The sequence below is a fragment of the Chitinophaga agri genome (assembly GCF_010093065.1).
GTDB classification, from domain to species: domain Bacteria; phylum Bacteroidota; class Bacteroidia; order Chitinophagales; family Chitinophagaceae; genus Chitinophaga; species Chitinophaga agri.
Window position 1 is genome coordinate 4,652,459 of record NZ_CP048113.1, and the last position, 26,659, is coordinate 4,679,117.

Sequence of the window (26,659 nt, forward strand, 5' to 3'; positions counted from 1 at the left end):
CAACTAAAAATATATGTGTTGTGAATAACTATCAAATATTATGATGCGATAATCTTGTCTGTTTATGAACAGTACAAGCCTGCCCGAAGTGTTTAAGACATAAATGCATTCCGGTACGGGATTAATTTGAGGGAAACAATACCCGGCAGGCCTGTCCAGGCCCTGGGCTTTTAACACCAGCTATTGTATAGCTGTAACGCCTACCATACTTACAGTCATGCCAGCTGCATATTGAGTTACAAACACACCATACAATGAATACGGCCATTTCAATATAGTAATGGCCCTTTTTCTTTTGTATCAAATCTTAGATATTACATATATGGTACTCTTTATAAAATAAAAAAAGCCGGAATAAGATTATTCCGGCTCATTACCTAAACCTACAACTGTTACACTGTTAGTAACATATCTTAAATATCTTTTAGTGCATTGCACTTGCGTCCACTTTTCCGCCCTTCTTACCACCTTTCACCATCAGCACAAAGGGCACACATATCAGGAACAGTACACCAAGGTACAGGAACACGTCCATGTAAGCCAGTACTGTCGCCTGTTTTGTAATACTGTATTCCAGTGACCGGTAAGCACTTGCCAGCGCAGTTTTGATGTCCATACCTTTTTGCATGAAACCTGCAGCCAGACTATTCACCCTGTTCATCACACTTGGATTGTTAGTATCCATATGTGTCACCAGATTCGTTCTATGCAATTCACTACGACGGGATACAAAGGTTGTGATCAATGCCACACCAAATGAACCACCCAGCTGTCGCATCATACCTGTAAATGCTGCACCTTCACCTATCTGCTGCCCTTTAAGTGTAGATAATGACAGCGTCGTGATCGGAATAAATAACATACCCATACCAATACCACGTACGATCAGCATCCAGAAGAAAGCATCTGCTCCGGTATCCGGAGTGATGATCTTATACCCCCAGAAACAGAATACGAAGAAGAGGAACATACCTGCAGATACCAGGTATTGCTGCGGTACACCTTTTTCCAGCATCTTACCGATGATCGGCATCATGAATGCGGTGGTCAGGGCAGCTGGTATCATCAACATACCCGACTGTGTAGCCGTCCATCCCAGTAAACTTTGGGTATACAATGGAATGATGAATGTTGATCCGTACAATCCGAAGCCCATCAGGAAGGAGAGGAGCGTTCCCACACGCAGGTTACCATTGCCCAACACTCTTACGTTCACTATCGGATTTTTATATACCATTTCTCTCCATATGAAGAAGAAGATACCCAGTACCGCTGCTATTCCGAGGATCAATATCGTAGTATCATTAAACCAGTCATCTTCCTGTCCACGTTCCAGTACGTATTGAAGTGATCCGACTGCCAGTGCGAGAAATCCTATACCCAACCAGTCAATTTCGCTCGCTGCTTTCTTCTCACCATATTTCGGACTTCTTACGAATTGCAGTGTGAGCAGGGTTGCTACTACACCGATAGGAATGTTAATATAAAAAATGTAAGGCCATGAGAAGTTGTCCACAATATAACCACCCAGCGGAGGACCTAAGGTTGGTCCGATGATCACACCCAAACCATAGATCGCCTGTGCCATCCCTCTTTTCTCAGGAGGATAACTTTCGGTGATGATCGTTTGAGATGTTACCAGTAGTGCACCACCACCTAAACCCTGTATAAAGCGGAACAATACCAGTTCCCACAGGCTGTCTGCATTACCGCAGAGGAAGGAGGATATTGTGAATATGACAACAGATACGGCGAAATAGTTCCTACGTCCAAACTGTTGTGATAACCAGCTTGTCATCGGTACGATGATAACGTTACCGATCGCATAAGCAGTGATCACCCAGCCAATCTCACTCAGTGTAGCGCCCATGTTACCGCGCATATCATTCAATGCAACGTTTACAATGGTGGTATCCACGATCTCCAGCAAGGCACAAAGTATGGCAGTAATAGTAATGATCACCCGGCGGGCACCATACTCTACCAATGATTCCTGTTGTATCACGTTAATTAATTTTTTTTATGAAGATCAGTTCCCGAATGTTCCCGCCAGGAGACACGAAACATGCTATGAGATATATACCAGTCTGAGATTAAGTCCTTTTTAGTTGTCAGCCGCACCATCCCAGCGGGGTCATTCGTAACTGAAATTAGTCAAGATGTACATCCACCTCTACGTTCATACCCGGACGCAGCTGTTTTACTTCTGCCTGGTTCAGATCATTAAACTCGATCTTCACCGGGAGACGCTGTACCACTTTTACAAAGTTACCGGAAGCATTATCCGGAGGCAGCAATGCGAAACGTGCGCCGGTAGCAGGAGAGAGGGAAGTTATTTTACCTTCGATCGATTTACCAGGGAAAGCATCAACATGCACGCTTACTTTCTGGCCTACTTTCATTTTGGTCAGCTGTGTTTCCTTAAAGTTGGCTACTACCCAGATATCATTGGATAATACAACACTGAACAGTGACTGACCAGCCTGTACCAGCTGACCTGGTTGTACATATATCTTAGATACTTTACCATCGGCAGGAGCGAGGATCACGGAGTAGCTGAGTACGAGGTTGGCGTTATCCAGTTCTGCCTGACGTTCTTTAATGATCGCTTTAGCAGCATTGATCTGCTCAGCCGTAGCATCGCTCTGTGTAGACACAGCGCTGGTTTGACGGGAAGCAACTTTCTTCTGCTCCTGCAGTACGTTCAGCTGGCGTTCAGCTGTTTGTTTTGCGGCTAGTGCCTGTTCGTATTGCTGTTGTGTAATAGAGTGATCTTTGATCAGGTTAGCGTAACGGTCATAATCCTGACTGGCGCGCCATACATTTACTTTTGCTGCTTCGATCTGTGCGTCTACCGCAGAGATGTTAGCCTGAGACGAAGATATATTGGAGCGTGCTGCGTTTGTGCTGGCCACTGCCACCTGTACATTTACTTCAGCTGCTGCCAGCGCTGCCTCTGCCTGTGCTACCTTGATACGGAGATCTCTGTCATCCAGGATCACCAGGGTATCACCTTTCTTTACAGTCTGGTTATCTTTTACGCGTACTTCATTTACATACCCGGTCACGCGTGGTATTACAGGGCTTACATTAGCTTCTACCTGTGCGTTGTCGGTATCTTCATGATGAAGGGAGTGAATATATTTTGATACACCAAATGCACCACCACCAATAACAAGGATTGCCAGAACGATGATGAATCGATAGTTCCTTTTCTTAGGAGCTTCCTGTGCATTATTGGCGCCTTTAGTTGATTGCGTTTCCATATACTATATATATGATTATTACTTTTTTAAATTCTGAATTAGATAGATGATTATTTGATTGCTTCTGCGCCGGTCTCTGTCAGCACACCAGCTGTTTCAAGCAGCTTGGTATAAGACACTACTACATCAGCCTTAGCGAAAGCGTAGTTCAGTTTTGCCTGTACGTTAGCTACATCCGCTTCGAGGAGATCAGTAGTTGTTGCGAGATTATTCTCCTGTTTGTTCTTAACTATCTTGTAGTTCTCACCAGCCTGGTCGATCGCTTTCTGATAAGCATCGATCTTCTTCTGGTTCACCAGGTATTGCTGATATGCTTTGTTGATAGACAGGTGAATGTTATCGGCAAGCAGTTCTTCATTTACCTGTACTTCCTGCAGTCTTACTTTGGCTTCGGTCACCTTGGAACCGGATTTCCAGAAAGAGGAAAGATTATATTTAACACCTATACCTGCATTGAGTGCATTGGTTACGGTCAATGCATTTGGAACGGATATGGCAGCATAACCTGCGGTAAAACCAAGGGAAGGGTAATATTCACCTTTAGCGGCTTTAATACCTGCGTTAGCAGCTTTCTCACGGGAGGTCAGGGCAGCAGCGTCTTTACGGTTCTGCAATGCGATCTGTTCCCATTCAGCAGCCGCTTTGGTACTACCAGGAGCCGCCTGTTCGAATGTGGTGATATCAGCTACCAGCGTAGTTGTTTCCGGCAAACCTACCAGCAGTGCCATTGCAATATTGGCCAGTTGCAGGTTGCTTTCCGCTTCAGCCAGGGAAACCTCTACATTAGACTGTTGCAGCTGTACTTTTAACAGGTCGTTCCTGGCGATGATACCGTTCTTTTCCAGATTAGTAAAGTCGGTCACGCGTTGTTCCTGTTGTTTCAGGTTTTCACGTACCAGTTCAACTGCCTGTTGTGCTTTATACAGATTGCTGTAAGCATTGATCGTATTCTGAATAACTGCTTCGCGGTCTTTGTCGGCGTCCAGCTTTGCGGCTTCGGCCAGGTAGCGGGCAGATTCTTTCTGGCTCTGAATAATGAACCCTGAGAAAACAGGCACTGATACAGTGGCCATTGCATATGCCAGGGAATTTACTTTCGGAGAAGAGCCGCCACCAGAACCGGTACTATCGCTACCACCTAATTTTAATTTCAGGTCTACGTTTGGTTCGTTGATTCTGAGATATGAGCCTGAAACACTAACATCCGGTAATTGAGCATTATTAGCTGTTTTTATAGATGCGAGTGCTGCGTCGATCCTTGTTTTGCTGAGTTTAAGTTCTTTACTGTTCTGTATACTGAGCGTTATGGCTTCTTTCAAAGACAGGCTCTTCTTGTCCTGCGCCTGGCTTGTATAAGGAATTGCCAGTATTACGCAAACTACCAGAGACCATAACCGCCTGTATGTGCTATTAAGCTTCATGGATTAGAATGGCTTTAAACAAATTTTTCAAATGATTGCTTGTATGAATAATTAAATATTCCTGTAATTCGCTATCTGTCAGATGTTCCAGATTGCTCATGCGCTGGAAGTGGTGTCGTGTTGACATAATATGATTGGTAGTACCTGTCAGGGTAGCGACCATCATCATTACATCGACATTTCTTGTAAATACTCCTTTCTCCTGTCCTTCGCTTATGAATGCATGAATTACCTCGTATGCTTCTTTTTTATTTTCGTGAATCAGTTCATTCACGGCAATATCTGACTGGATCTGCGCTCTCATCATCATCAGGTTAAAGCAGGGATTACTCATAATTCTCTGGACGAATTGTTCTACCAGGGTATCGAGTCTATCCACATACGACCTGGTAGCGTCACTGAGTGTTTCTGTCAATGTTGCTTTCCAGGTAATAATCCTTTTCAGGAAGATGGCTTCAATCAATTTCTCTTTTGAGCCAAAGTAGTAGGATATCATTGCGATGTTCACACCAGCTTCATGGGCAATATCTCTCACTGAAGTAGCGTGAAAGCCGTGGGAAGCGAAGAGCTTCTCGGCTGACTCCAGGATGGATAATTGCTTTTGATTGTATTCCATGTGTAAATCGAATTGTGGGCACAAAGTTAAACAAACATTTAATTTAATCAAACGACTGTTTAAATTTAATGCACTTCTAATACATTTTTAAGCAGATTTTAAGGTTGTAGACAAGATTAAGATAATAAATAGGCAGACCCAGCCATTCTATTTGATTGACTATGAATACCGGACCTCCATCCGCAACCGATTGAAATAACAGTGAACAGCCAACTATCCCTTAAGATCAAAATGAACATAATGGACTCATCAATTGTGATTTTTTGATTTTACTTTTGACCTGTTCATTTGAAAGTCATCACTAATGCACTCAGCATGTATGTGTTAGATATAAAAATGACTTCGGTAGGTGTGAGCCTGCCTACAGTTAACCAGACCATTGTCTTTGTTATATTAAAACCGTTGTTTACAATGAATAACAATACCATTAAGTACTTGCAGGCAGGCGGCCTATTGCTCTTATCCACAGCCGTTGCCTTATCCCGGCACACGTAGCTGTCTACATAACTTTTGCAGCCATATCCATTATCTGAAAACCGTTTTCGGACCTAAAACCAGCCCAATCCGGCTTTTTACACGATTTCATGTATGCATGCGGCATTGACAATCAATGTTATAATGCACATCCATTGTTTGTATCTAAGGCGTTATAAATTGATTTATAATGTCAGGGGCTGAGTTTTTAAGATCTTCCGATTACATCCAAGGTTGATAACAATGTGACCCGGGGCGTTGTTAAACGCTCTGGCATTTATTTGCACAGGGGAAAAGGGTAAAAGGGAAAAGAGAGAACATGCCGGCGAACCGTGCATAAATGTTGCGGATGGACTGTTGTATCAGAGAACTATCATTGACAATGACAGTGTGCTGAAAATTTCCATACCTCTTTCTGAACAGGAAAGACTATTATTATACAAGTAACATATAATTACCGAGCGCAAAAACATTACATATGACACAATATCAAGTAGCCTGTTTTGGAGAAGTGCTTTGGGACATACTGCCGGATAAAGCATTACCAGGCGGTGCCCCGATGAATGTGGCTTACCATCTTCAGCAACTGGCAGTTCCCGTAGCCATGATATCCAGCGTGGGAGAGGATGAATCAGGAAGGTCGCTGCTTGAGATCATGCAACGGTATCAGCTGACAACAGATTTTGTTCAGAAAGACCCTGCACATGAAACCGGCAAAGTTTATGCCCGGGCTTCTCCTGATAATCCACTGGAGATGCAATATGAGATCGTACAGCCTGTTGCCTGGGACTATATCGCCTTTACGCCGGCACTAAAAGAACTTGCGCAGCAAACTGGCAACACCTATCTCGTTTTCGGTAGCCTCGCAGCCCGGAACACCGAAAGTCGCGAGACCTTACAATCCTTACTGGAGGGCAACCGCACCTTCGTGCTCGACATTAACCTGCGTCCACCGCATTTTGAGCAGGAGCTACTTGTCGGGTTACTCCATCAGTGTCATATACTGAAACTGAATGAGTCTGAATTAGCAATGATCAGCAGCTGGCACCAATGGCCCGACAGTATGGAAGCGCAGGTCAAAGCATTGAGTACGCAATATGCGATCAATACGGTTATTGTAACATTGGGTGCAAATGGAGCCGCCCTGTTTACAGGTGGAAAGTTCTACCAACACCCGGGTTATAAAGTAAAAGTAGCGGATACCATTGGCAGTGGAGATGCCTTCCTCGCAGGCTTTATTTACAGCACCATCAAACAATATACCCCCGCCGATACATTATCATTTGCCTGTGCCATCGGAGCACTGGTGGCCTCCTATCCGGGAGGCTGTCCGGCATACCAACGATCAGAAATTACAGCATTACTGTCAGCACACTAACAGTTGCTCCTGTGTCTGAACAAAGCGGATCAAACGTATCTATTACGCTTGATCCGCTTTTTTTTATGCATAAAAACAGCCAATGATCTTCACACCAAACCGTTACTGCAATAGCACCTAAAGGGTACTTCAAGGGCACTTTAATATCCCAGGGATATTGAAGTGTCCTTGAAGTACCTTTTAGGTGCTATTATAATAAGCTTATCAGACCGAAATCTTGCAATTTATCCATCGGATCATACCATTCATTGAAAAAAATGTAAAAAAAGCTGGCGGCTTTCCTATATTTAGCACATGTCTCAACTTATTCGTCATGTGATTACAGGATTAGGAGTGGTATGCCTGTCCCTCCCTACCTATGCACAACAAAAACCGGCCTATGTGCCACCCAGGCAGTATAATTCCTATCAAACCACCACTCCGTTAAAAATAGACGGAACAGGCAATGAAGAAGCATGGTCAAAGGCAGCGTGGAGCGACGATTTCACCGATATCGAAGGCGCCAAACAACCTGAACCAGCGATGCGCACCCGCCTCAAAATGCTTTGGGATCAGGAATATCTTTACATCCTGGCCGAACTGGAAGACCAGCACATCTGGGCGACCTTACACCAGCACGATACGATCATCTTCCAGGATAACGACTTCGAAGTATTTGTCGATCCGGATGGGGATGGTGAAAAGTATTTCGAAATTGAGATCAATGCGCATAACACCGTCATGGACCTTTTCATGAACAAAGCCTATCGCGTAGGTGGTGATGCACTGATGACGTGGGATACAAGAGGTATCAAGACTGCGATACAGGTGGATGGTACATTAAATAATCCTTCCGACAAAGACAGGAAATGGACAGTTGAAATGGCCATCCCTTTCACTGCTTTTGCGTTTTATAACGAAGGCCTTACACCAAAAGACGGTGGCCGCTGGAGGATCAACTTTTCCAGAGTAGAATGGGATACCGACATTGTGAACGGACAATATGTAAAGCGTAAAGACCCAAAAACGGGCAAATCCTTACCAGAACATAACTGGGTATGGTCTCCACAAGGCATTATCAATATGCATGCACCCGAAAAGTGGGGATATCTTAACTTTATCAGTAAACCAGCAGGTAGTGCGCCGGTAACGATCAAACTGCCTGCCATAGAAGCTGCTAAGGAATATCTCTGGGATGTATACGCCAAACAACTGCAGTACCACAAAAAGAATGGCCGTTATGCCACCACACTACAGGCACTTGGCATAACCAATACCAACATTAAAGAACAGGGTGTATCTTATACATTACAAATGGAAGGGATCACTCATCAGTTCACCGCAACATTGCTCGATAAAAATTCCAAACAACGTTGTTCTATTAACCAGGAAGGTAAAATTTCTCAAAACGTATCACATGAATAAACGCAATTTCCTGAAATCAGTCGGCCTGGGTAGTCTTGCTATTATGCAACCCGGACTCCCTTCTGTAGCTGCCGCTGCTGCGAAAACACCCTCCACTCCGGCTAAAAAAACCAGACACCGCATCTGGATCAACCCGGATGAAAAAGATACGGTTGCTGATCTGCAGAAACGTTACGCTGCTTATAAAAAAGCGGGCGTAGGAGATATCTTCTTCGAAGCTGACAGTGAAAAACATTTTAAGACAGCAAAGGCTAATGGTATCATGGCCCACCGTTGGATCTGGACCATGAACCGTGGAGAGAAAGAATTGCTGGCTAGCCATCCTGAGTGGTATGCAAAAAACAGAAAAGGCGAGTCATGTGCTACGCACCCACCATATGTAGACTATTATCGCTGGTTATGCCCAAGCAAACCGGAGGTGGTTAATTATCTGAAAGAACAGGCGGAAGCAGTGTTATCGAAAGATTATGTAGATGGCCTGCACCTGGACTATGTACGTTTCTGTGACGTCGTATTACCTGTCAACCTCTGGGACAATTATAAAATAGACCAGTCAAAAGAACTGCCGGAATATGATTTCTGCTATTGCGAAACCTGCAGGGAAAAATATAAAGAACAAAAAGGGATAGATCCGCTGGATATGGAGCATCCTGACCAAAGCCCATCGTGGAGGAGATTCCGGTATAACCGTATCACCAACGTGGTGAATAACCTCGCGGCAGTGGCGAAACAACATAAGAAACCCATCACAGCGGCGGTATTCCCGACACCGGATATTGCAAAGCGCATTGTGAGACAGGACTGGACCAACTGGCCACTGGACTCCGTAAATCCAATGATCTACCACGGCTTCTATAAAGAAGATGTGAACTGGATAGGAGAGGCGGTTGCAGAAGGTGTTGGCGCCCTGCATGGTAAGTTCCCACTTTATGCAGGTCTCTATCTGCCTGACTTTAATGGCAACATGGCTGACCTGGAAAAAGGTATCCGTCTTGCTGTTCAAAACGGCGCGGCAGGTGTATCACTATTTGGCGGTGTAACAGATGAAGTATTGCAAACATTGCAAAAGGCAAGTGCATAATCTTTTAAAAATAGCCGGGGATCAGGAATGATCCCCGGTGTTTCAATATAACCCCATGTTTCACTAAATGGATGATACTATGCCATTCTAAAATGCTTGACTACCGGGAAACCTATTCAGGACATGCCGTCCATCTTAACCTGGTCTGTTCATCGGTAGCTTATATTTTTTAGCAATCAGTTAATTATTCTCTGGCAAGTCTTTAGCAGGCACCTGTATTTATCTTCCTACTTCCTTGCCGCTATCTTTCAAACAAGCTTCTAAAAATACCAGATGCCAGGAGTAGCATCCGGGGCGTATGACATAATCACTATTATGCTGTTATAGTTACCCTTATAAAATATTATTACCGTCAGCAACCATTAGCCGTCAAAAATATCCAGGTGCCAGAAATAGCGCCCGGTGTTAATCTTTAATACTCAAACTATGATTGCGACTCCCAAAATCTATATAACATTCTTATTATCCAAACACTGCGAACCACACGCACACAATACTTCAGGCCTGCCACAACAAATCTCATTCTGCAAACAGCATGCTCCAACACGCTCTATGCGGCAAGCGCTATTGCCTATAGCCCCGACGAACAAGCCATGAACTAGGCGGGAACTAGTAACGAACTCGCAACGAACTCGCAACGAACCAGCGACGAACCAGCGACGAACTAGCGACGGCGAAACATCACGTCTTCTACTTCACCACACACCACACCCACTGCATTACATCTCCGGCAAAGAAATAGTAGCCAGGAACCATGAATAGTCCCCGGGAATAAAACTGTTTGTTTTGTTAAACCCTAATTGACATCAAACATTCTACTTCACGTAAAATGAATATTTCATCATCATTGATACCGCATTTTCATGATCAATAATTTTAAAAGCCAGGTATCAGGAATGATACCCGGGTCCACTCTGTTTGTTTAACCCCTAAATAAATAACCATGAAAACAAAGCAACTGTGCTGCCCTTTTTAAAGGATCAATCTTACTATACCCATGATGTATTAACCCCGCCAATGTAATAATCTATATGATGCATGTAATTTCATTTTGATCATCTGAAAAATATGCCGCTGTGTATCGTGACAAGTGTCTTACAGAAAAAACATTATTATTCTGCCACTGATATTCGCAGTACAGAACAAATGTAAAGCGCCGTTTTAAAATAACATGACACCATTACATTCATTCAATCAACGGTGTTCATTCTGTTCAAGTCGATTGTGACTAAGGGTTTCAGCTGAAAAATATGTAAGCGTTAAAATGACCATAGTGAGTATGTATGCTACCATTCATCCTGAGAATGCAAGCACTCATCAAGCTACTTATCAGGGTATTTCGTTCAGTGATTAAAGTGATACTGAATAATCATCCATCAACGGTGATCAAAAAGAGAAAGAAGAAGAGAAAAATGAAGTATTCCGGTTAACAAAAACAATGGCTATTCTCTGCCAATTCATCCCAAAACAATCAATCAAAATGCCTATTCCCGGTGGAGGTAACCAATCAATACCCCCAACCGGGTAATAAGCTGCATCAAAATTCCACCACATTTCCATTCTGCACTATCTTTATTTCCACACCCCATCCTACCAGGGGCCGAAGAAATATATCCCCCTGCTGAGTTTACCCTATATAGTAAAAGTGTCAATCACACACATTATCAATCAAAGATGTAAATTTCAATGCATAAGGAAGTTTTAATGCGTTTGTTGTTAAAGACATGATACATCTCCGGACATACCACGTCCCGCATGACTTATCTCCATCATGCTCCTGCCTTATTTATATGAAAAAGTCAGGAGAGACTGTATAAAACAATCTCTCCTGAAGCATAATTAATAGCCGTCGTTCTGCTTAAGGTTCTTATTGACAGCCAGGTCGCTGGTGGGTATTGGGAACAACAGATTTTTAGGATCGTCAGATGGCTTCAGCTGCCATGGTTCCAGGAATTTGCCGAAACGGATGAGGTCTTCCCTGCGCCATCCTTCCCAGTATAACTCACGGCCTCTTTCATCTATCAGCTTATTGAGATCAACAGATGTCCAGGCAGTAGCCTTACGGTGCGTCCTGATGGAATTAACAATCGGTAGTGCATCTGCAGCCCTGTTAGTACGCAGCAACGCTTCTGCCTTCATCAGCAGCACATCTGCATAACGCAGGAATACATAGTCATTGTTAGCGTTGTTGCTGCTCTTTGTATCAGCAGATGTCAAATCAGGTGGGTATTTCACGACCCTGATACCGGTTACCTCCAGTGTGTTAGGATCTGTTTCCTGTAACTTCAGCTCTCTGGTGAAGATCAATGGATTTCCTTTTCTGTCTTTCAGGGGTGTGCCATTTACATTTACCTGCTGACCTACAAGGAAGCCTACTTTCAGACCTGTCTTATCTGTAACGCCAGGGTAGGAGCCCCCACGGCGTACGTCTGTCGCTTCATATTTATCGTAGAAATCAGAGATCGTGGTATATCCGTTCCAGCCACTTGGATCCTGATTATAGTGCAGGGTTGGCGCCCAGTGACAGAACACTGCGTTACCATCTCTTACCGTACTGATACCAGGACCATTCTGTTGTGTGAATATGTTCTCCTTTGAAATAGCATGGTTGTTATATGCGAAGTTGTCAAAGTAATTGGTAAGACTGTATTTGCCACTGGCAGTAATAGCATCTGCCAGCTCTATTACCTTCTGCATATCCGCCGGATCAAAGGTTGGCGCAGCCCTGTTGGCAAATGCTCCTTTGTTCAGATAACATTTCATCAGCAGTGCTCTTGCCGCATTTTTATTCGCCACATAAGCCGGAACATCCTCGTCCAGTGTATTGGTAATCTCTGTCAGTTCTGATATCACATAATCAGTCGCTTCTGTTGCCGACATCACTCTTGGTACATTCAGCAGGGTATCACCCGGATTACGGAAAGGTACCTGCCCCCATCCATCAATGATCGTAAAAATGGCGAATGCACGAAGGAAACGCGCTTCCGCTGCCTGCTTTGGAGACGCCTCAAAACTCAGTACGTTCGTAGCAAGGAACTGTAGCTGCAGGATGTTGGAAAATGTATTGGTAATATAGGTATGATCAGGTGTCCAGTTGTGCAATTTTAATGCGCGCCATACACCATTGTCATCCCAGTCACCACCACGTGTCGGAGCAACTGCTTCATCGGATGTCATTTCCTGTAATGCCCAGAAGTTAGACTGATCCTGATAGGCCAACTGTAAGCCATTGTAAGCACCTTCCAGCAGAGCAGGCACCTGGATCAGGGAGTCAGCCTGTTCCCGCGTCAGTGTAGAACCCAGCCGCTCATCAAGAGAGCAGGAACTCAGCCCATATCCAAACGCAAGTGATAATATGATGAATATTTTATTACTGAATCGCATAGTAGTAAATTTTTAGATCAGTGAATTATAACGAGAAATTGATACCGGCCAGAAAGTTCCTGGCTGTCGGATAAGGTGAGTACTCAATACCAAGAGAGGTTACGCCATTGATGCTCTTGTCTGTATTCACTTCCGGATCGAAACCTGAGTATTTTGTAATGATGAACAGGTTTTGTCCGGTCACATAAATAGAGGCGTTCTTGATCACCTTACCTATATTCCCGATACTATAACTGATAGTGGCATTATCCATTTTCATGAAGTTGCCTTTCTCCAGATAGCGGCTGGATACGGCGATTGGGTTGGAAAGACTTTCTTCTGTACCTAACAGCTTAGCTGCCACATTCCTGGTGCCCAGGTTACTGAGCGGCAGTACGGTGTTAGCTGTGTTATTGTAAATATCAAATCCGTAAGCACCGTGCATGCTGATGTTCAATGCCCATTTCTTATAATTTACGGCAGTGATGATACCCAGCATAGTCTTAGGATTGGGATCTCCTTTGTAGAACAGGCTGTTACCACCATTTGTATATACAGCCTGACCATCGTTATCAAAGCCTTCGAATCTTCTCAGATAGAAGGTGTTGAGTGGCAGGTTATTGGTCAGACGCTGTGCGTAAGCATCAGATACACCCTGACCACTGATTGAACCTGTCAGTACCGGAGGACCATCATAGTTCTGCAGTTTATTCTTCAGGAAGGTGGCATTCACACCCAGGTTCCAGTTGAAATCCTTGGTAGCCACCACATCACCACGCAGTACGACTTCCACACCCTTGTTGATCACGTTAGCCGGAAGATTGATCCAGTAAGTAGAGGAAGGAGCAGGTTTGATAGTCGGGAAGTTGAACAACAGGTCAGAAGTGTTTTTATGGAAGTAATCAACACTACCGTATAACCTGCCGCCAAAGAATGCATAGTCGATACCGGCATTCAGCTGTTTGGAGCTTTCCCATTTCAGGTCAGGATTAGCCACATTGCTCAGACGGGCAGTACCGTTTGAGTTAAGGATGTACTGGTCCTGTGCTGCACCAGCAGGGAACTCCTGGTTACCAGTGATACCCCAGCCTACACGTAATGCCAGCTGGTTGATGGTCTTGTTATCCTTCAGGAATGCCTCATTGCTGATATTCCATTTTGCGGCAAAAGATGGGAAATAACCATATCTGTTGTTCGCACCGAATTTGCTGGAACCATCAGATCTCAGGGTAGCTGTCAGGAGATATTTGTCCAGGAAGTTCAGGTTCACCCTACCGAAATAGGACTGAAGCATGGACCTTGGGTTGCGGAAGGAGTTAACGAAAACGTTCGTCTGAGAAGGGTTCTGCAGCAGGTCGGTGTACTTCAGTGCATCAGTGGTGAAGCCAAGACCTGCTATATTTCTGCCCTTATAATCGAATTTCTGGTATTCATAACCGAGTACAGCTGAGAGAAACAATGCTGAATTGATCTGCTTGTTATAGCTCAGGGTATGTGTCATTAACTGGGAGGTCAGTGTAGTCGTACCATAGTACGCCTGTCCTCTGCCAAATATCTGGGTCAGGTTAATGAATGAGGCAATCTGTGTCTCCCTTTCGCCTACCTGGTGATTGATACTGTAGTTAACGCGATATTCGAGATCATCCGTGATCTTAAATGAAGGAGAAACGCTGGCAAGGATACTGTTGATATTCACACCATCATCGTAAGCCGCTGACATGGCTTCCGGATTGACAAAAGAGCCTTCACCCAGAATATTGAAAGAGCCATCCGCTTTACGTAAGGCACGGGTCGGGTTCCACTGAAGGGCCTGACCGATCAGGCTGCCTGTAAAACCGGCGTTGCTGGTGATGGGAGCGATATTCTCAGTTGTATGTGCCGCCTGGATATTATAATCAACGCCTAACCTTTTATCGTCCAGGAACTTGTACTGTCCATTCAGGTTGGCGGTATATTTCTTTAAGCCGGTCTTTTTTACGATACCCTGCTGGTCCAGCATACCGAATGATGCCCTGTACACGCCATATTCACTACCGCCGCTTACACCTACGTTAACGTTGTGTGTAACGCCAGTACGCAGAATGCTTTCCATAGGATCAACACTGGCGCCTTCATCACCGCTGGTGATGTTATATTGTTTTAAGGCGTTTCTGTAAGCGGAAGCGTCCAGCACATCCAGCTTCTTCAGCAGTTTACTCATACCGGCTGAATAACTCACATCAAGGCGGGGAGGGCCTACTGCACCTTTTTTAGTGGTGATAATAACCACACCGTTTGCACCTCTGGCACCATAGATCGCCGTAGCAGAAGCGTCCTTTAGTACGTCCATTGACTGAATATCAAAGGAGTTGATGAAGTTCAGCGGGTTGGCGTCAGGCGTTTGACCTAAGCCGTTTGCACTTACATTAGGCTTGGCAGTACGGCCATCCAGTGGCATACCATCTACCACATAAAGCGGCTGATTGCCTGTTCTTACGGAAGAGTTACCCCTGATCCTTACGGTAGTAGCCCCCCCTGGCGCACCACTGTTAGCGATAACCATGAGACCGGCTACCTTACCCTGGATCAGCTGGTCGGGCGCAGTAACGATACCTTTGTTGAAATCGGCGGACTTGATAGAAACTACCGACCCCGTGAGGTCTTTTTTACGGGTAGTACCATAACCAACTACCACCACATCGGTGAGGGTAGTACTGGTAGGTACCAGTGAGATGGAGAATTCAGATTTGCCGGCAATAGCGATTTCCTGTTGTACATAGCCGACAAATGAAACGACGAGGGCGCTGGCGGTAGCGGGCACATTAAGCTTAAATGTACCATCTGCTCCTGTAGCGGTACCTGTACTCGTTCCCTTCACCTGCACAGTAGCACCCGGAACGGCATTACCGTTTTCATCCGTGATCTTACCGGTCACGGGTTTGGTCTGTGCGCTGGCTATACCTGCCATGAGCAGTAATAACGAGCATAACAGACGCACCTTGCGAAATAGAAGATTGGTCATAGATCAGTTTTTATTGGTTTTGTGGAATAATGATGCCTGCGTGAACGGGTCCGGTAGGCCTGGGCGGCCTGCCAAACGTGGAATAAACCGCTGCGCCGATGGTATATCATCAACGTGGGACAATGTCAATCACTAGTCCTTACCTGATCGAATTAGGGCTGTGCAATTTGTCTTCATAACGGGTTTTTATGACATTGATCTTAACGTGGTCTCACTGGTTGCTACTACATCGGATAGATTACGGCTGCGGTCGATGCGTCAAAGTAAGCCTGCCTTAAACAGGTTAACAATTTATATGATCAATATATAGAAAATATTGGGTTGAAACATGTTCTCATAAGCGACAATTTACTGATTAACAATTCATTAAGTTTATATTACTGTAAATAATATATGACTACAATAATCGGGTTTTCTTATCATTTATACCCTGTTTCAGAGAGCTTTGATGTCCATTAATCTTTCTTCAAATTCTTCTTTTGGAATAATCGCCTTGTTCTTAATCTTTGTTTTATAAGTGTAGATAGTATTTACAGAATATTCCAGGATCTGGGCAATTTTGACATTGTCACTAATGCCGATCCTGATCAGCGCAAAGATCCGGAGGTCTGTATTCAATAGTTCGTTATCTTTTAACCGGATCCGGTCTTCCTCTTTAAAAAAGGAATTGAAGACCGTTACAAAGTTGGGAAATATTTTCAGGAAGATGCGATCAAAGTTTCTGAACAGTTCATCCCGCTCTTCCTTCAGGTCAATATTGTTGACAAGGTACCTGACCTCTGCATATTTATTATCTGTTAACTTCTGATCAGCCAGCTTCTTAAACTTTTTGATCTTGTCCAGGTAGGAGGAATTGATCTGGAAGCAGTAGCCGATGTATTCCTCCTTAATCTTATTTGCCTCCAATAGTTTGTAATTGATCTCCTGCTGTAATGCATGGGCGGAGGTAATGACCTGCTGTGCAGCCTGCAGTTTCTTATACTGTCTGAAAATGATGACCGACAGCCATATCAGTGCCAGCAGCAGCAAAGTGGCGATGGCAGAATAAACGAACAGCAGCTTCTTCTGGGCCTCTACAGTATTGATCTTTTCCACCTCAATGATGGGTAGAATAGCACTAACCTGTACTTTCCGGAGCCTTGCCCCATAAAAAGAGGCATCTGCTACCGCATACTCAATATATCTGGATGCATGTTTGACATCCCGTTCTTTAAATAACAGCTCGGCCAGTATGAACATGGCCGTTGTTTCCTTGGTACTGGACATGACATCAGCCATGGCGGCCCTGGTCATCATAACGATCGCACTGTCCTGCTTGCCTATACGTATATATATATTGCCCAGAGAAGAAGTAGCGATGGCCTGCTGGTGCATGGTTAGGTCCTGATGTGCTACTGTCAGGGTGTAATAATGTTTCGCACTATCCAACATCTGCCTTTTCTGATACATTAATCCATAACTATAATCATAATTAAAGGAATGGGGTTTATATAGCATCAATGCAGAGTCAATATAAATGTTTCCCTGACGGGTATAGGTAGGGGCAAAGTAAGTATCACTGCTATAATCGGACATGTCATAATAATAACGTCCCATCAGCGAGTAATATTCCGCGCGGGCGGTATCTGGCAGAGAACGGACATTGACAGTCAGCAGATAATCACCTGCTTCGCGGAACATACCGGAAGAAAGCAGCACGAATCCCAGCTTGACAACAGCATAATTTACCCGCTGGGAGTCGTTCATGATCCTGGCCAGTTCATGCAGTTTGCGGGCATAGGCAAACGCAGAGTCATATTTAAAAACCTTAAACTGTTCGTATAGCTGCTGGCAGATGGCAAATTGCTGCTCAGTAGGCAAATGCCTTCCGGAAACCAATGCCTGTCTCAGGGCACCGATCTGTCTGACCTTTTCCTCATCATAAACGTGGGCATTTTCTATTGTCTGATTCAGTCTGTCTAATAAACTATCCCGGGAGGACCCGGCAAATGATACTTTACATGCAAACAGCAATAACAAACAAATTAGCTTCAATTTCATCTTTCAAATTTGTGGAATAGTACCTGGGGAGTTATAATTCGTTACTCCCTGCTGCATTTTTTTATGAATCTTGTCTCTTAGAAGAGGAGGCGCAAGTACGACCATACCATCTCCATAACCCAGGATCTCCCTTTCGAGTTCAAAATTCAGTTGGACCTTTAGATTAATAATAATACCATCTTCCCGCGTTTCAAGCAACTCCTGAGAATGATGCATCGGCTTTGTAAGAATATATGGTGCGTGGTCGTGACTGATCAATAACCTGACATTTTGCGCGCGCATATTTTCAGACACTGTTACACCAATGACATGCGTATAGTATTCACCCGGATCTACATCATCATTCTCAATATACAAAGGGCCGTCCAAAAGTTCTAATTCTACTATTCTGTCCAGTGCCAGGTGTGTAATAACCTTTCCTTTTCCTTTTATGCCCACCGCAAACCAGCGGTTCTTGAATTCCTTCAGCCACCATACATGGTACTCAAATGAGTTACCACTTTTTGCTTTAAAAGACTGATAAGCAATTCTAACCACCTTCTTTTGTACGACAGACTGGTAGAGAAGATCCAGATGTTCCAGTCCTTTAAGCCGTTCATTCTTTTCAAATTCTATGACGGAACGGGTGTTATGGGAGGCAGCATATACATGGTCTTCCAGTTTCTGCACCACTTCGTTCAGGCTGTTGAAGTGGGAAAAGCCCTTGAACTGTTTCAGTACTTCCACCGCTTCATTCATACGACTGAGATCTACTTCACTCAGGGGAATATTAGTGATGCTATATTCTGGATCTTCGTAGGTATAATATTTTTTATCCACAACAATGATAGGGGCACTGTACCCCAGTTTATCGCTGCGCATAGCCTGTAGATCCATCTGTATTGCCCTCCGGCTGATCCCTTTGTGAATGCCTTCATATTCATACAATGCGTCACCAACTGCATCGATCAGGTCATGCAACGTCCACTTACGCCTGCGGTTACGGAGGCAGGCATCAATTGTTCTATAACGGATAAGGGCATTCTTATTAACGGGCATCCAGACTATTTTTTCAAAAAGTAGAAAAAAAGTTTCTAATGCGCAAAAAAAGTGCGCACATGGGTTTCATCTTTGTATTGTCATCACGAATGACACAATTACAAGTAGCTGCGGCGGGCCGGATGAGGGCTTTGAGAGCCCCGTAGTATTACCTCCGATGGTCAGTAATATGCTTCCAATGCAGTGCTGTAATTGTTGCTTAGGGATCTATAGGTCACAGGTTCGAATCCTGTCCGCCGGAAACGGGGGTGGCTCAGCAGGTTAGAGCGATGGATTAGCAACGAGCCGAAAGGTTCACTATTTCTTGGACTATAAATCCAAAAACTGCCAGGCATTACGCGGCACTGCCTTTAAAGAACCCGCCGCTCCAATCACAGGGATCAGCGACCTGGATGGAATAGCAAAAGGCTATACTATCCGATTGCTACCGCCTTGAAAAAGGCAGATACCGTTGCTGAACGTGCAACTGATAGCCGGCTGATAACCGGTTCATCCATTTAACCCAGATATCCCTTGTACCTTGAATACACCGGTTATCATCACCAGCATCACGTTGCACTGACATCAACTCAAGCCCGATTCCGCAGGTAACAGTTACATCGGTCCTGATCCTTATTATTTACTAACAACCTGACTCTAAGGAGTTTATAATATCCTACAACCCTTAAACTATTGAAAGATGATATCACGTATAAAAGTAGCAGCATATAATAAAGGATTGGTATTCAAAGAGAACCGATACGTAAGACTGCTGGAAGAAGGATCCCATTGGAAGAAATCAGCAGAGCATATTGTGATGTACGATATATTCAAACGTTTCGAATCAACTATTGATCTCAATATATTATTACAAAATAAAGATCTGGCGGATGCGCTGGATGTAGTGACCGTAAAGCCGCAGGAAATCGGTCTGGTGTATGAGGAAGAACAGCTGAAATCAGTACTGACTACCGGTAAATACGCCTACTGGAAGGGTGCCAAAGAGCGTAAATACGAGTTCTATGATATGTATAAAGCATTTCAGCCTGCGATGGACCTGAATGTGCTACTGCAAAACAGGGATCTGGCTGTAATGCTGGATGTCATTACCGTAAAACAACAGGAGACAGGCCTGGTATACGAGAATAACAGGCTGCATGCAGTACTGGGAACCGGTAAATATGCATACTGGAAAGGAGTGGTTGAGCGTACTTATTCCATCTGCGACATGGCGAAGCCATTCCAGCCAACCATTGACCTGAATATCCTGCTGGAACACCAGGAGCTGGCTGAGAAGCTGGAGATCATCACTGTAGAGCAGCAGGAGCTGGCATTGATGTTTGAGAACGGGCTGATGAAGTCTGTACTGCCTGCAGGTCAGCATGCATACTGGAAAGGACTGGTAAAACGTAGAGTAGTAATAGCGGATCTGTCTAAGTTCGAGATCACGGAACCAATAGATCGCGCTGTGCTGGTAAAACCAGAAGTGCAGGCATACGTGAGAGTGTTCAATGTAGAGTCGTATGAAAAAGGGCTATTGTACGTAGATGGCAAGTTCGAGAAGGAACTGGCACCAGGTCTGCACTACTACTGGAAAAACCCGACTGCTATTACCCTCTACAAGACAGATATGCGTCAGTCGCAGCTGGAAGTGAACGGCCAGGAGATCCTGACAAAGGATAAAGCCAACATCCGTATCAATTTCACCGTAAGGTATGGTATTGCGGATATCTATAAACTGGTAGAGAATAAAGACTATGAAAAGCAGGTCTATGTATTACTGCAACTGGCCCTGAGGGAGCAGATAGCCGCCTATACACTGGACGAGCTGCTGGATAAGCGTGACGATATATCACCACTGGTGATGAATTCCGTGAAAGATAAGGCGTTACAGGTGGGTTTAACCTTGCTGGACTGTGGTATCCGCGATATCATACTACCAGGCGATGTGAAAGAGATCATGAACCAGGTGCTGATCGCAGAAAAGAAAGCGCAGGCCAACAGTATCATGAGAAGGGAGGAAACGGCAAGTACACGCAGTTTGCTGAATACCGCACGGCTGATGGAAGAAAATGAGATGTTGTTCAAGCTGAAAGAAATGGAATATGTGGAAAAGATAGCGGATAAGATCAGTAGCATATCCGTCAGTGGAGGAGATATAGTGGGACAACTGAAACAGATATTTGTACCAGCTAAGAAGGGATGATGTTATCATCCCTTCTTTTTTCATAAAACCCCTGTTTTCAGGGATTTGCATTCCCGGTAATCAGTGATATTTTTAGCACATGCTCAAGTACGGCATTACCATCTTTATTGCAACCGCCACCGCTATCTGTGGTTACTTCCTGTTGGCCTATAAACTGGATACCATTGTACTGTACGACCGTACAGACGCTTACACTACTATTTCTCCTTACTGCTCCGCAGTTCCTGAGTTCCTTGTTAAAAACGACCATGAGCTGAATGTGGTATTGAGTTTTGAAGATATCCGCGAATCTGTGTATCTCAATAACCTGGAAATTGATATTGCTCCCGGCAATGCCTCTCCGGTACTGCCAGTTGCAGTTCGTGGAGCAGCCAATAACTTCCAGGCCACCTCCTACGAGGCACTTCCCGGGAAATACAAAATACTTGAGCCATTAAGACCAGATCAACACTTTACATTTACTTTCAATACCAGTAAATGCCGGTCCAAAAAATACATGGTCACTATCAGGGGAGACATTACGAACCATGGTTTTAAATCCTCTTTCAGAAAACAGATCTCCATACAGGAAAAGGCAGTATTTCTGGAGCGTAATTAATCGCTATTTTTAACAGGTATCATTAACCTGTCATCACTTGCGTCAACCAGTCACCACCCATCTGTCACCCCGGCAACTCAGCATTGCTATCTTTTCCGCCCTGACGGCATTTGCCGCCTACACCTGCATCTTTGCTTTCAGAAAAGCTTTTAATGTCGCCGCTTATAATGGTTACTCCGTTTGGGGTATTGACTATAAGATCGTACTGGTCATCACACAGGTGGCCGGCTACATGACCAGTAAATTCTATGGTATTCGGTTCATTTCAGAGATGAAACGGGCGGGCAGGGGGAGGCTGATACTATTATTAGTAGGTATTTCCTGGCTGGCGTGGCTGTTATTTGCGTTAATACCTCCACCATATAACGTCTGGACGCTCTTTCTGAATGGATTCCCATTGGGTATGTTATGGGGAGTCGTGTTCTCTTATGTAGAGGGAAGAAAAACAACTGATCTGATCAGTGCAGCGCTGGCTGTAAGCTTCATCTTTGCCTCGGGACTGGCAAAGTCCCTGGCGCAGTGGGTCATGGATGCGCTCTCCGTGAGTGAATACTGGATGCCGTTCACTGTTGGTGCCATCTTTATGTTACCATTGCTATTATTCATATTTCTGCTGGAAAAGATACCGCCACCAGATGCCGCGGATGAGGCCTCACGTATGCATCGCCTGCCCATGCCGGCACCCGAACGTAAGCAATTACTGGCCAGGTTCTTACCAGGATTAGTTACACTGATCATTATCTATGTACTGGTAACGATCCTGAGGGAAATCAGGGATAGCTTTATGGCTGACATGTGGAGGGCATCGGGGGCAAAGTATAATGCGACAACATTCACACAAACAGAAACGATCATTTCCCTGGTGATCCTTGTCATGATTGCATCTATGATCTTTCTGCAAAATAATTACCGGGCATTCCTGCTCACGCAGATCATTATGCTGCTGGGATTTGTCATCTCACTCTCGGCCACACTGATCTACCTTGAGCATCACCTGTCTCTTTATCTGTGGATGATATTAGTCGGGTTAGGACTATATATGGTATATATCCCGTTCAATAGTATTCTCTTTGACCGGTTCATTGCCACATTCAGGTTTTCCGGAAATGTGGGCTTTCTGATCTACCTGGCTGACTCTTTTGGCTATTTGGGCAGCGTGGGTGTGCTATTGACAAAGTCCCTGTTCCGTATTCAGACTAACTGGCTGCAATTCTACACAACGCTGGTACTAATAGCAGGATGTATAGGTATTATTGGGACGATTATCAGTATAGTCTACTTCTCGAATAAACACAAACAGTAACTATTGGACCATCTCAGACCATTGCAAAGGCGCAGGTAAAGTCTGATTGCTGAACTCTATATGAATCACCCTGCGCCTTTGCTGATTAGTCGTTCTGCTGGAAGCATGTAATAACAGCGGCCGCATGATCATAATTCCTCCCTTTGGCACATCACAGGTTATCTCTGTTTCGCTGGTCCAGTCAATGGTCTCCGGTCTATAGATCCCCCTACTATGGGATCCGGGTACAACGCGCAATGCACCATTACTGGCATCGGTATCGTCCAGGTGAATACGGATCGTAAAGTTCTGTTCCAGTATATCCAGTGGAGGCTGCACTGCATATTGTTGTTGTTTGACAGTCCATGGACCGAATCCGGGTGTCTCTGCTTTTTCCTTTACAGATATGGTCAGGTCCTGGTGATAAGATACGAACCAGTTAGAGTCACCAGGCTTATCAAAATAAATAGACTTTACAGGTACATACGCTTCGCCAAACAAATCCTTAATAACCGCTTTTAGTGTTGCGTTAAATACAACAGGTATGACTGCGGGTATTTCCTTCAGGAACTGCCGGATGGCAAAAAGGTCTTTTGTTTTACGAAAAGTATCATTAGACATATCAGCCTGTTCGATCGTGTTCAATATCGCCGCCGTTTCCGCTGGCGTAAATATATTGTCAATAACGGTGAACCCTTTTACTGATATATTCTCCCGGTGTGTTGCTACACTCATACCTGATGTTTATAAAATTCCGATCTGATAGTGACCAATATCTCTTCTGCTTTATTCAGATCTGGCGTATCCGGCAATCCGGAACGATTATAGATATCATCCATCTTTTCCATTTTCTCATCCACCATCTTCATCAGATCATCATATTCGAATGCGCCTTTTTTTATCTGAAGTAAGAAGTCCCGGTCCTTACGCTGCACATTCACCTTATGTTCCAGGGCTATTTCCTCCGCCATACTAAGCAAACGGAAGGTATGCATCATATTCTTGGCATCATAATTCTTCCCGTGTGTCATCGTATTCTGATAACGGGCATCATTTCTCTTTTCCACCCATTCCCAGTACTCCAGGTACTCGCGACAATACATTGAATAGCCGTCTTTATTAAAGTTCATTATGGCAAGGTGAGGAACATTCAACGGAATGGAACTAAGCTGCACATCATTGGCAGTAGCTCCGGAAGCAATTCCTTTCAGATAATTACCCTCACTGATCTGATGCTGGTGGAATAACAGGTACACATCTCTGAAATGGTCTACCTGAGTTAATCCACAGTCTTCCTGTGTATAACCATGACGCTCCAACCACTTCTTCAGTGGCATACTGCCATTACCGGCAATGACATAACAGAAATCGAGAATAGACTTTCGCTTTACTTCTACCGGTTTGTGTATCTTTTTATTTAATCCTTTTGCTTTCTTAATCTGAGAAGCTGCATATCCAGCAAACGTGTCCCTACAAAGTTTAGATAAAAAGTCTGCTGGTTTAATTTTATCCATCAACGGGTGCCGGAATAGCACACACTCTTCCGGTGTACTTAACAGCTCAATAATATTAGGGTTGTTTTTTGACAACAACTCAATGAAACGACCCACTTCATAATATACTTCGTCATTACTTTCATTGGCCAGCTGAGGAATATAATTTAAACCATATAGTTCTCTGGCAGGCAACACGAAGATGCCGCGTATATCCGTATCAGAAGTGGCGGAGTGTAAATCCTGCGCCCTGCTGCCGCTGATACTTCTCAGTAGCAGATCATTGGTGATGGTTTGTAATTGTGCTAGTGTCATAGGGCTACTATATATTATCTGCCAAGAAGATTATCTGTTGTCATTTCATGGGCTGTAACTATCATATAACTTGTATTATTTACAGAGATAGTATTGCTCATTTTCTAAATCGCTGATATGTTTACATGAAGCGAACGTTATCATTACTATTGGCGGAAGTACGAGATCCAGCCTTTATTTACCGTCCCGTCATCGAAAAAAATATTTACACGTTTTTCTTTCTCAATGACTTGTATTGTGTAAGCAATCCGATCCTTTATCATAAGTCAACTGAACAGATAACAAGGTATAGTTTTTTTGAAAAAAAATTCTTTATAGAATATACTAATATTAAAAAATTAGTCTCATCTTTGCATCGTTAAAATAAATCAAACAACAACAATGACACGCATACAGCTACATATAGATCGCAAAGGCGCATTTGGTCCGGAAGGGGACTATTGTGTTGGCGGCAGGGCTGTTATTGCTACTAAATAGTTGATAAGACTAACTAGATATAACTAAGGCCCTGCAAGGAATTGCAGGGCTTTTTTGTTTCACCAATATTCTATTTATGCATACACGAATATTATCCATACGATTCAAACAGGCGAGTGAACGACTGCAGCAATGCACGTCTCCTGTCGGCGCGTGGCTATACGTGAATGATGATCAGGAACCCGATATTTTTCAACGACCCAGTTATATATAAACTGATTCAGCAAAAGCTTTTTTCAGTATTGATATAAGAACCCGGTCGTCCCCAACGGCCGGGTTTTTTATTATCTGTATCTGCACGGTACCTAAAGACCGTGGTGGAGAAAGTATGCCCATTGATCTGTAGCTCAACGGTTAGAGCAACTGCCTTATACGCAGCAGGTTACCGGTTCAAATCCGGTCAGATCAACATCCTTCCGGATGGTGTAACGGTTAACATATCACACTTTGACTGTGATGTTCTCAGTTCGAATCTGAGTCCGGAAACAACAAAAATTTATTAGCAATTAATATGACCTGACAATGCAACACATTAATAAATGGAGACGCTTCAATGGCGACGAATTACAACGGCCTATAGTTGACGAAATTACTGACATGCTGAATAGTGAAAGAGAGGCAGGTAATGACCTGAAAGTGTGTATCGGCACGGATAGTCAGGTAAAGGGACGGATCACCGAATTTGCCACAGTAATCGTTTTTCTCCGTCAAGGAAAAGGAGGATTTATGTTTATCCACAACTTCACTACACAACGTAAGATGAGTATCAAAGAACGGATGCTGGAAGAAGTAGGTAGAAGTATTGAAGTAGCCTACTCTCTGTGTCACATCTTTACGGCATACAATGTAGACATGGAAGTACATGCGGATATCAACACGAATCCAAATTTCAGAAGTAATGATGCATTGAAAGAAGCAATGGGATACATCATGGGAATGGGTTTTACCTTTCGTGCAAAGCCTTACGCCTTCGCAAGTACCTCATGCGCCAATAAAATAGTACACTAAAAATCAACTGATATGTTTAATGTAAGCACCCGGGCGGGTATTGCAGCAACAAGACAGAAAGATATTACCAACACAGCAATCATCCTCGGTTCTACAACAACTGTGATGGCTACAACAAGAATGCTCGAGGAGGCAGATCTTGTTGATAACGGTAACGTGAAGATAAGAAGAGGAGGAGTGGTATTACCTGCGATCGTGCGGGATGATTAGTCATTGCAT

General features: G+C 44.1%; 19 protein-coding genes and 1 tRNA gene. 10 read left to right on the plus strand and 10 right to left on the minus strand.

Annotated elements, in window-relative coordinates; all coding sequences use genetic code 11:
* Window positions 1-424: 424 nt before the first annotated feature.
* The 4 genes from GWR21_RS18440 to GWR21_RS18455 all read right to left on the minus strand — a co-directional run bounded on the left by GWR21_RS18440 (window position 425) and on the right by GWR21_RS18455 (window position 5,303).
* Complete coding sequence (locus tag GWR21_RS18440) at window positions 425-2,005, minus strand: DHA2 family efflux MFS transporter permease subunit (protein ID WP_162333169.1); 1,581 nt, start codon at window positions 2,003-2,005, stop codon at window positions 425-427.
* 145 nt (window positions 2,006-2,150) lie between these two features.
* Window positions 2,151-3,266 (minus strand): HlyD family secretion protein, encoded by a 1,116-nt coding sequence (locus GWR21_RS18445; RefSeq protein WP_162333170.1) that lies wholly within the window; start codon window positions 3,264-3,266, stop codon window positions 2,151-2,153.
* Window positions 3,267-3,316: 50 nt separating this feature from the next.
* Window positions 3,317-4,687 (minus strand): TolC family protein, encoded by a 1,371-nt coding sequence (locus GWR21_RS18450; protein WP_162333171.1) that lies wholly within the window; start codon window positions 4,685-4,687, stop codon window positions 3,317-3,319.
* Window positions 4,677-5,303 carry a TetR/AcrR family transcriptional regulator gene (locus tag GWR21_RS18455; RefSeq protein ID WP_162333172.1) on the minus strand — a complete coding sequence of 209 codons (627 nt, stop codon included), beginning with the start codon at window positions 5,301-5,303 and terminating at the stop codon, window positions 4,677-4,679. Before GWR21_RS18455 ends, GWR21_RS18450 begins: the two co-directional genes overlap by 11 nt.
* Before the next feature lie 952 nt (window positions 5,304-6,255).
* Here GWR21_RS18455 and GWR21_RS18460 point away from each other — a divergent pair.
* The 4 genes from GWR21_RS18460 to GWR21_RS31700 all read left to right on the plus strand — a co-directional run bounded on the left by GWR21_RS18460 (window position 6,256) and on the right by GWR21_RS31700 (window position 11,070).
* Window positions 6,256-7,155 (plus strand): carbohydrate kinase family protein, encoded by a 900-nt coding sequence (locus GWR21_RS18460; protein ID WP_162333173.1) that lies wholly within the window; start codon window positions 6,256-6,258, stop codon window positions 7,153-7,155.
* 294 nt (window positions 7,156-7,449) lie between these two features.
* Window positions 7,450-8,559 carry a carbohydrate-binding family 9-like protein gene (locus tag GWR21_RS18465; protein WP_162333174.1) on the plus strand — a complete coding sequence of 370 codons (1,110 nt, stop codon included), beginning with the start codon at window positions 7,450-7,452 and terminating at the stop codon, window positions 8,557-8,559.
* Window positions 8,552-9,640 carry a family 10 glycosylhydrolase gene (locus GWR21_RS18470; RefSeq protein WP_162333175.1) on the plus strand — a complete coding sequence of 363 codons (1,089 nt, stop codon included), beginning with the start codon at window positions 8,552-8,554 and terminating at the stop codon, window positions 9,638-9,640. Before GWR21_RS18465 ends, GWR21_RS18470 begins: the two co-directional genes overlap by 8 nt.
* Window positions 9,641-10,944: 1,304 nt before the next feature.
* Window positions 10,945-11,070 carry a hypothetical protein gene (locus GWR21_RS31700; protein ID WP_262888457.1) on the plus strand — a complete coding sequence of 42 codons (126 nt, stop codon included), beginning with the start codon at window positions 10,945-10,947 and terminating at the stop codon, window positions 11,068-11,070.
* A 409-nt stretch (window positions 11,071-11,479) separates the two neighbouring features.
* On the opposite strand, the gene GWR21_RS18475 is transcribed toward GWR21_RS31700, so the two are convergent.
* The 4 genes from GWR21_RS18475 to GWR21_RS18490 all read right to left on the minus strand — a co-directional run bounded on the left by GWR21_RS18475 (window position 11,480) and on the right by GWR21_RS18490 (window position 19,082).
* Entirely contained in the window at window positions 11,480-13,024 is a 1,545-nt protein-coding gene (locus GWR21_RS18475) for a RagB/SusD family nutrient uptake outer membrane protein (RefSeq protein WP_162333176.1), read from the minus strand.
* 25 nt (window positions 13,025-13,049) lie between these two features.
* Window positions 13,050-16,004 carry a SusC/RagA family TonB-linked outer membrane protein gene (locus GWR21_RS18480; protein WP_162333177.1) on the minus strand — a complete coding sequence of 985 codons (2,955 nt, stop codon included), beginning with the start codon at window positions 16,002-16,004 and terminating at the stop codon, window positions 13,050-13,052.
* Between the two features lie 435 nt (window positions 16,005-16,439).
* Window positions 16,440-18,044 (minus strand): DUF6377 domain-containing protein, encoded by a 1,605-nt coding sequence (locus GWR21_RS18485; protein ID WP_162333178.1) that lies wholly within the window; start codon window positions 18,042-18,044, stop codon window positions 16,440-16,442.
* A 3-nt stretch (window positions 18,045-18,047) separates the two neighbouring features.
* Window positions 18,048-19,082, minus strand: coding sequence for a helix-turn-helix transcriptional regulator (locus tag GWR21_RS18490; RefSeq protein WP_162333179.1), 1,035 nt, complete (start codon window positions 19,080-19,082; stop codon window positions 18,048-18,050).
* A gap of 679 nt (window positions 19,083-19,761) precedes the next feature.
* Here GWR21_RS18490 and GWR21_RS18495 point away from each other — a divergent pair.
* From GWR21_RS18495 to GWR21_RS18505, 3 genes are all read left to right on the plus strand, one after another.
* Entirely contained in the window at window positions 19,762-21,267 is a 1,506-nt protein-coding gene (locus tag GWR21_RS18495; protein WP_202928963.1) for a slipin family protein, read from the plus strand.
* Window positions 21,268-21,346: 79 nt separating this feature from the next.
* On the plus strand, window positions 21,347-21,865 hold the full coding sequence (locus GWR21_RS18500) for a hypothetical protein (protein ID WP_162333180.1): 519 nt from the start codon (window positions 21,347-21,349) through the stop codon (window positions 21,863-21,865).
* 37 nt (window positions 21,866-21,902) lie between these two features.
* Window positions 21,903-23,168: a DUF5690 family protein gene (locus GWR21_RS18505; protein ID WP_238429870.1), complete on the plus strand. Its 1,266-nt coding sequence runs from the start codon at window positions 21,903-21,905 to the stop codon at window positions 23,166-23,168.
* Here GWR21_RS18505 and GWR21_RS18510 read toward each other — a convergent pair whose 3' ends face one another.
* Together GWR21_RS18510 and GWR21_RS18515 are read right to left on the minus strand one after the other, a co-directional pair.
* A complete protein-coding gene (locus GWR21_RS18510; protein ID WP_162333181.1) occupies window positions 23,169-23,882 on the minus strand; it encodes a phytanoyl-CoA dioxygenase family protein in 714 nt (237 codons plus the stop codon).
* The gene (locus GWR21_RS18515; protein ID WP_162333182.1) at window positions 23,879-24,955 is read right to left on the minus strand and encodes a DNA polymerase beta superfamily protein; all 1,077 of its coding nucleotides are present in this window, start codon (window positions 24,953-24,955) and stop codon (window positions 23,879-23,881) included. Before GWR21_RS18515 ends, GWR21_RS18510 begins: the two co-directional genes overlap by 4 nt.
* Before the next feature lie 813 nt (window positions 24,956-25,768).
* On the opposite strand from GWR21_RS18515, the gene GWR21_RS18520 reads away from it, so the two are divergent.
* The 3 genes from GWR21_RS18520 (at window position 25,769) to GWR21_RS18530 (ending at window position 26,650) form a co-directional block, all read left to right on the plus strand.
* Window positions 25,769-25,841, plus strand: a tRNA-Ile gene (locus tag GWR21_RS18520).
* A gap of 113 nt (window positions 25,842-25,954) precedes the next feature.
* Window positions 25,955-26,440: a ribonuclease H-like YkuK family protein gene (locus GWR21_RS18525; protein ID WP_162333183.1), complete on the plus strand. Its 486-nt coding sequence runs from the start codon at window positions 25,955-25,957 to the stop codon at window positions 26,438-26,440.
* Between the two features lie 12 nt (window positions 26,441-26,452).
* Window positions 26,453-26,650, plus strand: a complete 198-nt coding sequence (locus GWR21_RS18530) for a hypothetical protein (protein ID WP_162333184.1) — start codon at window positions 26,453-26,455, stop codon at window positions 26,648-26,650.
* Window positions 26,651-26,659: the final 9 nt, after the last annotated feature.